At 48.0% G+C, this 7,955-nt stretch carries 7 protein-coding genes; 1 reads left to right on the forward strand and 6 read right to left on the reverse strand.

The annotated features are described in order from the left end of the window. Window positions 1-187: hypothetical protein (locus VN105_RS00895; RefSeq protein ID WP_325636987.1), on the forward strand; the 187-nt coding region annotated here is incomplete at its 5' end. 44 nt (window positions 188-231) lie between these two features. Here the strand turns inward: VN105_RS00895 and ilvA are convergent. The 6 genes from ilvA to VN105_RS00925 form a co-directional block, all read right to left on the reverse strand. After that, complete coding sequence (gene ilvA, locus VN105_RS00900) at window positions 232-1,488, reverse strand: threonine ammonia-lyase IlvA (protein WP_325636989.1); 1,257 nt, start codon at window positions 1,486-1,488, stop codon at window positions 232-234. A gap of 158 nt (window positions 1,489-1,646) precedes the next feature. Continuing rightward, a complete protein-coding gene (gene ilvC / locus VN105_RS00905) occupies window positions 1,647-2,693 on the reverse strand; it encodes a ketol-acid reductoisomerase (protein WP_325636991.1) in 1,047 nt (348 codons plus the stop codon). A 131-nt stretch (window positions 2,694-2,824) separates the two neighbouring features. After that, window positions 2,825-3,361: an acetolactate synthase small subunit gene (gene ilvN / locus VN105_RS00910; protein WP_142686236.1), complete on the reverse strand. Its 537-nt coding sequence runs from the start codon at window positions 3,359-3,361 to the stop codon at window positions 2,825-2,827. Window positions 3,362-3,409: 48 nt separating this feature from the next. Next, window positions 3,410-5,158 carry a biosynthetic-type acetolactate synthase large subunit gene (gene ilvB, locus VN105_RS00915; protein WP_325636995.1) on the reverse strand — a complete coding sequence of 583 codons (1,749 nt, stop codon included), beginning with the start codon at window positions 5,156-5,158 and terminating at the stop codon, window positions 3,410-3,412. After that, complete coding sequence (gene ilvD, locus VN105_RS00920; RefSeq protein WP_325636997.1) at window positions 5,124-6,803, reverse strand: dihydroxy-acid dehydratase; 1,680 nt, start codon at window positions 6,801-6,803, stop codon at window positions 5,124-5,126. Before ilvD ends, ilvB begins: the two co-directional genes overlap by 35 nt. Before the next feature lie 248 nt (window positions 6,804-7,051). Continuing rightward, on the reverse strand, window positions 7,052-7,955 hold a 904-nt coding region (locus tag VN105_RS00925; protein ID WP_325636999.1), incomplete at its 5' end, for a branched-chain amino acid transaminase.

Consider the following 7,955-nt stretch of genomic DNA (forward strand, 5'->3'; position numbering starts at 1 on the left):
TATGTTGCTTAAAAGCACCGACAGGTTCCATGCCATTAAATGTTACCTCCGCAGCAAGGAAGATATTAATATAGTGAAAGGCAGCCCGGTATTGCTGAAAGGCTATTGCAGGGGACAGATCCGGGATCTCAAGATTGAGGAATGTGAATTATTGGATCAACCGGTGGTAATATTAGGTAAAAAGTAAAACGGGCAATTGTTTCGATAAAAGAAGCAACCGCCCGTTTTTAATCACACAAGATAGCCGAACAAACTATCGTCTTTATTCAGTTCGGTGATCTGGAAATTATATTTCCTGCAATTGGCGATCAGTTTATCGTAATCCTCACGGCGTCTCAGTTCCACGCCTACCAATGCCGGTCCTATTTCCTTATTGTGCTTCTGGATATACTCAAACCTGGTGATATCATCATCCGGCCCCAGTATGTGGTTCACAAATTCTTTCAGCGCACCCGGACGCTGTGCGAAACGGACAATAAAGTAGTGCTTCAGGCCTTCATACAGGAGGGAACGTTCCTTTATTTCCTGCATACGATCGATATCGTTGTTACTACCGCTTACAACGCACACTACCTTTTTTCCCCGGATGGCTTCCGCATAATCGTCAAGGGCGGCGATAGACAGCGCCCCTGCTGGTTCTACCACGATAGCGTCTTCATTATATAACCTTAGAATGGTGGAGCATACTTTTCCTTCGGGTACCAGGTGCATTTTATGCAGCACGTCTTTACAGATCTCATAATTGAGGGCGCCTACTCTTTTCACTGCAGCGCCGTCTACAAAGCGTTCTATTTCATCGAGGGTAACGGGGCCGCCGTTTTCCAGTGCACGGAGCATGGACGGTGCGCCCTCCGGTTCCACGCCAATGATACGGGTATTGGGACTGTATGTTTTAAAATAAGTGCCAAGGCCGGCTACGAGGCCGCCACCGCCAACAGGCACAAAAAGAAAATCGATGGCCGGTTGATCTTCCAGGATCTCCACAGCCACGGTGCCTTGTCCTTCAATTATTTTTGCATTATCGAACGGCGGGATAAAAGTCATGCCGCTGGCTTTTGTAAATGCCTGGGCTTCTGCGGAGCAATCATCGAAAGTATCTCCCACAAGACGGATCTCTATATGATCGCCGCCAAACATATTCACCTGGTTAACTTTTTGCTTTTGTGTAATTACAGGCATAAACACCACTCCCTTTATGTTCATGGCTTTACAGGCATAGGCGAAACCCTGGGCGTGGTTTCCGGCGCTGGCACAGGTAACGCCTTTCGCCAGCAATTCAGCAGGCAGGCTGCTGATGAGGTTATAGGCGCCGCGCAATTTATAGGAGCGTACAATCTGCATATCCTCTCTTTTCAGGTATACGTCGCAGTTATAACGCCGGGAGAGATTGGCGCTATACATCAGCGGAGTGCGGGTTACAATTGGTTTCAGTTTCACCGCTGCGTCCAGGATATTCAGGGAATTGACACTACTCATTACTTCAGACATAAAATGTAATTAATACAAAAGGCAAAGCACCTTCGGATTATCGAAATCATGGAACCTGTATTCAGTAAAAGAAAGCAATATTCTTCCGTACTAAATACGAGCGCCAATAATTTCAATAATTCGAAAATGCTTTGCCATTGTAATTTATAATATAGCTATTACGCGTTGTTAGGGCGCAGCTTACGTACAGCCGCACCTGCCTGCCACATTTCGCTTTCGCGGAGTTCTTTCAGTTCTTCGTTCAGTTTTTCGCGGTAGTCCGGAGTGCTGTTGGAAGCAATAGAACGGGCAGCTTCTTTACCTGCTGCAACGCTGGCATACAGTTCATCAAATACAGGCTGGGTAGCTGTTTTGAATTTCTTCCACCAGTCGAGCGCACCACGCTGAGCAGTAGTAGAGCAGTTAGCATACATCCAGTCCATACCGTTTTCTGCTACCAGTGGCATGAGGGACTGGGTGAGTTCTTCCACTGTTTCGTTGAATGCTTCAGAAGGGGAGTGACCATTCTTGCGCAGTGTTTCGTATTGAGCAGCGAAGATACCCTGGATGCAGCCCATGAGGGAACCGCGTTCGCCGGTCAGATCGGAGAATACTTCTTTTTTGAAATCTGTTTCAAACAGGTAGCCGGAACCAACGCCGATACCCAGTGCTACTACGCGTTCTTTAGCGCGGCCGGTAGCATCCTGGAAAATAGCGAAGCTGGAGTTCAGACCCTGACCGGCCAGGAACAGGCGACGCAGGGAAGTACCGGAACCTTTTGGAGCTACCAGGATTACGTCTACATCAGCTGGAGGAATGATACCGGTTTGTTCTTTATAGGTAATACCGAAACCGTGGGAGAAGTACAGTGCTTTACCAGGAGTCAGGTGTTGCTTTAAAGTAGGCCACAGGGTGATCTGTCCGGCATCAGACAGCAGGAACTGGATAATAGTACCTTTCTGTGCTGCTTCTTCGATATCGAATAAAGTTTCGCCCGGAACCCAGCCATCAGCCACTGCTTTATCCCAGGTTTTGGAATTTTTACGTTGACCTACAATAACATTAAAGCCATTGTCTTTCAGGTTCAGTGCCTGGCCAGGACCTTGTACGCCATAACCAATAACTGCAATCACTTCGTTCTTCAGCACTTCCCTTGCTTTTTCCATAGGGAATTCTTCTCTGGTTACTACTTGTTCGAGTACCCCTCCAAAATTGATGGTTGCCATGTGTTGTTTTTTTAGCTTTTAGCTACTAGCTGTTAGCTATTAGCTGAGATGTGATTTGAATGAATGAATAATGATTAAGATGTCGGCTGCCGGTTTCAGGCCGGCAGCCAGTTATTTGCCGGAAGTCAGGGCTAAATGCCGGGAGCTTCCTGTGTGTGCAATTCTTTCAGATGTTCGTGAAAACGGCGGCTCCATTTCACAATGGCTACCCTGCCACTCTTCGTATACTCTATCAGGCCATATGGCTCCAGTTTCTTGATAAAGTCTGTCAGCTCCTGCTGATGGCCCGTTTTCTCGATCACAAAATAATCTGCGGTGATCGTCAGGATACGCGCATTGTTTTCACGTATCAGTCTTTCTATATCACCTGTATGTAACGACCTGGTAGAAATCTTGTACAATGCCAGTTCCTGGTATACCACTTCATCTTCCTCATGTACAAAAGCACGGTGAATTTCAATCAGTCTTTCTATCTGTCCTACTACCTTATCCAGTTTCTCACGTGTAGACATCACCGTTATTACAAACTTATACACACCGGGTATTTCAGTTTCGGCGGTGGTTAAGCTGGTGATATTGATGCCCCTGCGGGTAAATATGATGGTGATACGGTTGGTTATACCTATACGATCTTCCGTATATACCGTTACTGTATATTCTTTTTGCATATACCTGTTGTGAATTACAAATGATCAATATGAATCCTCCGGATACTGCTACTCCAGGCGGATGCTTGAAATAGGAGCGCCTGCGGGCACCATAGGGAATACGTTATCTTCTTTTTCCACTACTACTTCCAGCAGATAAGCGCCCTTGTGCGCCAGCATTTCATCAATAGCGGCGGATATATCTTCCCTTGCCGTTACTTTTTTACCGGGGATATAAAATCCTTTGGCAATTTGTACGAAGTCGGGATTGACCATTTCAGTGGAGGAATAGCGCTTGTCGAAAAACAGCTGCTGCCATTGTCTTACCATTCCCAGGAAGTTATTGTTCAGGATCACTATTTTCACACCGATCTGCGACTGGTGAATAGTGGCCAGTTCCTGGAGCGTCATCTGGAAGCAACCATCACCGATGATAGCTACTACTTCTTTTTCGGGCGTACCGGTTTTGGCGCCCATAGCTGCCGGCAGCGAAAAGCCCATGGTACCCATTCCACCGGAAGTGACATTGGTATTGGGATTTTTGAAACGATAGTAGCGGGAAGCCACCATCTGGTGCTGTCCAACATCTGTTACCAGTACTGCTTCGCCTTTGGTTTTCTCTGAGATCAGGCGGATCACTTCCGCCATTTTCAGCTCTCCTTCCTGCGGATACAGTTCTGCATGCTGTACTTTATCGTATTCTTTTTTATCTGCGGCGCGGAATTCTTCCAGCCAGGCTGCATGTTCAGCAGGATTTACCTGTTTGAGCAATGCTGCCAGGGCCGGCTTTGCATCTGCGTGAACGGCTACATCAGCTTTAACGATCTTGTTGATCTCTGCAGCATCGATTTCGATGTGGATCACTTTTGCGTTGGGAACATAGGTACCTACGTCGCCGGTTACACGGTCATCGAAACGCATACCTACTGCAATTACCACATCTGCCTCACCGGTAAGCATATTGGGACCATAGTTACCATGCATACCCAGCATACCTACGTACAACGGATGGTCTACCGGTACGGCCGACAGGCCCAGCAAAGTAGATCCCACGGGGATCTGCGCTTTCTCCGCCAGTGCGATCAGTTCCTGTTCCGCACCTGATAACAGTACGCCATGACCACAAAGGATAAATGGCTTCTTCGCGCCGTTGATCAGTGCTGCGGCAGCAGCTACTGCGTCCTGGTTTAATTCAGGAACAGGGCGGTAACTGCGGATATATTCACATTTTTTGTACTCGTATTCAAATTCCCCGAACTGTGCATTTTTGGTGATATCCACCAATACCGGGCCGGGGCGGCCGCTGCGGGCAATGTAAAATGCTTTGGCGATAGCGCCGGGGACATCTTCCGGACGGGTTACCTGTATATTCCACTTGGTGATGGGCATAGTGATGCCGATCACGTCTGTTTCCTGGAATGCATCGGTGCCTAACAGGGCGGCGGCTACCTGGCCGGTAATGCATACCATGGGGGTGCTGTCCATATAGGCGTCGGCCAGTCCTGTTACCAGGTTGGTGGCACCCGGACCGGAGGTAGCAAATGCTACGCCCACCCTGCCGGAGCTACGTGCATAACCTTGTGCAGCATGTGTGGCGCCCTGTTCGTGCCGGACGAGAATGTGATGAACCTGATCCTGGAAATCATAGAGGGCATCATAAATAGGCATGATCGCCCCACCCGGATAACCGAAAATAGTGTCCACTCCTTCTTCGATCAGGGAACGGATCACAGCTTCGGAGCCTGTAATTACAGGCTTTACAGCTAACTGTTTATCTGCTATCTCAGGCTTCATCGGTAACACATCCTTCTGTTGCATTTTTTACAAGTTTTGCGTACTTAAATAAGATTCCATTGGTTACTTTCAATGCAGGTTGCTTCCAGGCGGCCCTTCTTGCGGCCAGTTCTTCGTCGCTGATCTCTACATTGATGAAGTTCTTCGTTGCGTCTATTTCGATGATATCGTTGTCTTGTACGAGTGCAATATTTCCCCCTTCAAAAGCTTCCGGGGTAATATGGCCTACCACAAATCCGTGGGTACCACCGGAGAAACGGCCATCGGTGATGAGGGCTACGCTTTTGCCAAGTCCCACACCCATGATGGCGCTGGTAGGCTTCAGCATTTCCGGCATACCGGGAGCGCCTTTGGGGCCTACCTGGCGGATGACGACCACATCTCCCTCTTTCACTTTACCGGAGGTAATACCTGCAATCAGTTCAAATTCGCCGTCGAATACACGGGCGGGTCCTTTAAACCGTTCGCCTTCCTTACCGGTGATCTTGGCTACGGAGCCTTCTGTAGCGAGGTTTCCGTAAAGGATCTGGATATGGGCGGTTGGTTTCAGTGGTTTTTCCAGCGGCACAATGATATCCTGTGTGCTGAAATCTATATCTGCCACATTTTCCAGGTTCTCGGCTATTGTTTTACCGGTAACGGTCATACAGTTACCGTGGAGAAATCCTTTCTTCAGGAGATATTTCATTACCAGCGGAACACCACCAATATTGTGGAGGTCTTCCATCAGGTACTTGCCACTTGGTTTCAGGTCTGCGATCAGCGGCGTTTTGTCGCTGATACGCTGAAAATCTTCCAGCCTGATATTGATGCCTACTGATTTTGCGATAGCAATGAAATGCAGTACGGCGTTGGTGCTGCCACCCAGGGCCATGATGATGGTGAGCGCGTTTTCAAACGCCTCTTTCGTCATGATGTCGCGGGGTTTAATATCTTTTTCAAGGAGCAGGCGGATGTATTTACCGGCAGCGATACATTCATCTTTTTTGTCCTGGCTCAATGCGGGGTTGGATGAGCTGTACGGGAGGCTCATACCCAGTGCTTCGATAGCGGAAGACATGGTATTAGCCGTGTACATACCGCCACAGGCGCCGGCGCCGGGGCAGGAATTTTGTACAATGCCTTTGAAATCGCCTTCATCCAGCTTACCGGCCATTTTCTGACCTAATGCTTCAAATGCGGAGATGATATTGAGATCCTGGCCTTTATATTTTCCGGGGGCGATGGTACCGCCGTAAACCATGATGGAAGGGCGGTTGAGGCGACCCATAGCCATCAGGGAACCGGGCATGTTTTTATCGCAACCGGGAACGGTGATCAGTGCATCGTAATACTGCGCTCCTGCAACGGTTTCAATGGAATCTGCAATCAGATCACGGCTAACAAGAGAGTAGCGCATTCCCGGCGTACCATTGCTCATACCATCGCTGACACCAATAGTATGGAAAATGAGTCCGACCAGGTCATTTGCCCAGACGCCTTTTTTCACGTCCTGTGCCAGATCATTCAGGTGCATATTGCAGGTGTTGCCATCGTAGCCCATGCTAACGATACCTACCTGTGCTTTTTTCAGATCTTCCTCTGTTAAACCAATTCCATACAATTGTGCCTGCGCAGCTGGCTGCGTAGGGTCCTGGGTGATCGTTTTGCTGTATTTATTTAATTCCATTGCTTTTTGTTATTACCCCCATTACAGGTGTTTATAGGTGCCCTATTTTAAAAACTCTGCACAAATTACCCGGTAGCGTCGTCAAATTCAAACCAACTTATTCCGATTTACCGGTCTTCAAATCTGTCTTTTTAACTCCAAAACCCTTTACTGTAAAGGATTGTAAGTTTTTCGATTTACAACCTTCAAAGGGCTTTAACTGTCAGCTGTTAGCATTTTAGCCGATGCTAACAGCTAACAGCCAACGGTTATGCTAATAGCGCTTCGCGTTGAAATGTTTTTTCCAGCACTTTCGCTTTATAAGCCTGTTGGAGCAATTTTCCGAGCGACTGTGCCCATGGTTTGCTGAAAGACTGGCCGTCCAGGGAGTCGAGACCGATGACTTCTGCCGCGGTACCGCAGAAGAAAGCACATTCAGCTTCTTTTAATTCCGGGATGGTAAATAATTTTTCTTCCAGTGGGATATTCAGTTCCTGGCAAAGTTCGATAACAGTGGCGCGGGTGATGCCTGGGAGGATGTTACCGGGAGGTGGAGTGTATATTTTGCCGTCTTTTTCAAAGAAGATGTTAGCGCCCGGGCCTTCTGCAACATAACCATTCATATCCAGCAGCAGCGCTTCATCGTAGCCTTTTTCTTTTGCTTCCTGCGAGGCCAGTATGGAGTTTACATAAAGACCGGCGGATTTGGATTCTATTTTAAACGCTTTTGGATTTGGTCGCTCGTAAGAGGAAGTCATTACACGCAGCAGTTTTTCCCCGAGGTAAGCTCCCCATTCCCATGCGCAGATCAGGATATGCGATTCTGCGGCGGCTTTCAGCGTCATATTCGGCGGACAGAAAACCAGGGGTCGGATATAGGCTTCTTCCATATTATTCATCTCCAGTACTTTATAACAAGCGGCGATCAGCTCTTCGTTATCAAATTTGTAGGGGATGTGGATCAGCTCGCAGGAGCGCTTCAAACGGTCGAAGTGTTCTTTTGCTTTAAAGATCTTCACTTCGCCGCTTGCGGTTTTGTAGGCGCGGATGCCTTCAAAAACAGCATAGCCGTAGTGGAGCGACTGGCCATACAGGTCAGTTGTAGCAGCATTTGCTTTGGTGTACTCACCGTTGATGTAAAGAAAGGTGTTGTCGTTGTAATAGCTATACATA

It is taken from the genome of Chitinophaga sp. (genome assembly GCF_035564935.1).
GTDB lineage: Bacteria > Bacteroidota > Bacteroidia > Chitinophagales > Chitinophagaceae > Chitinophaga.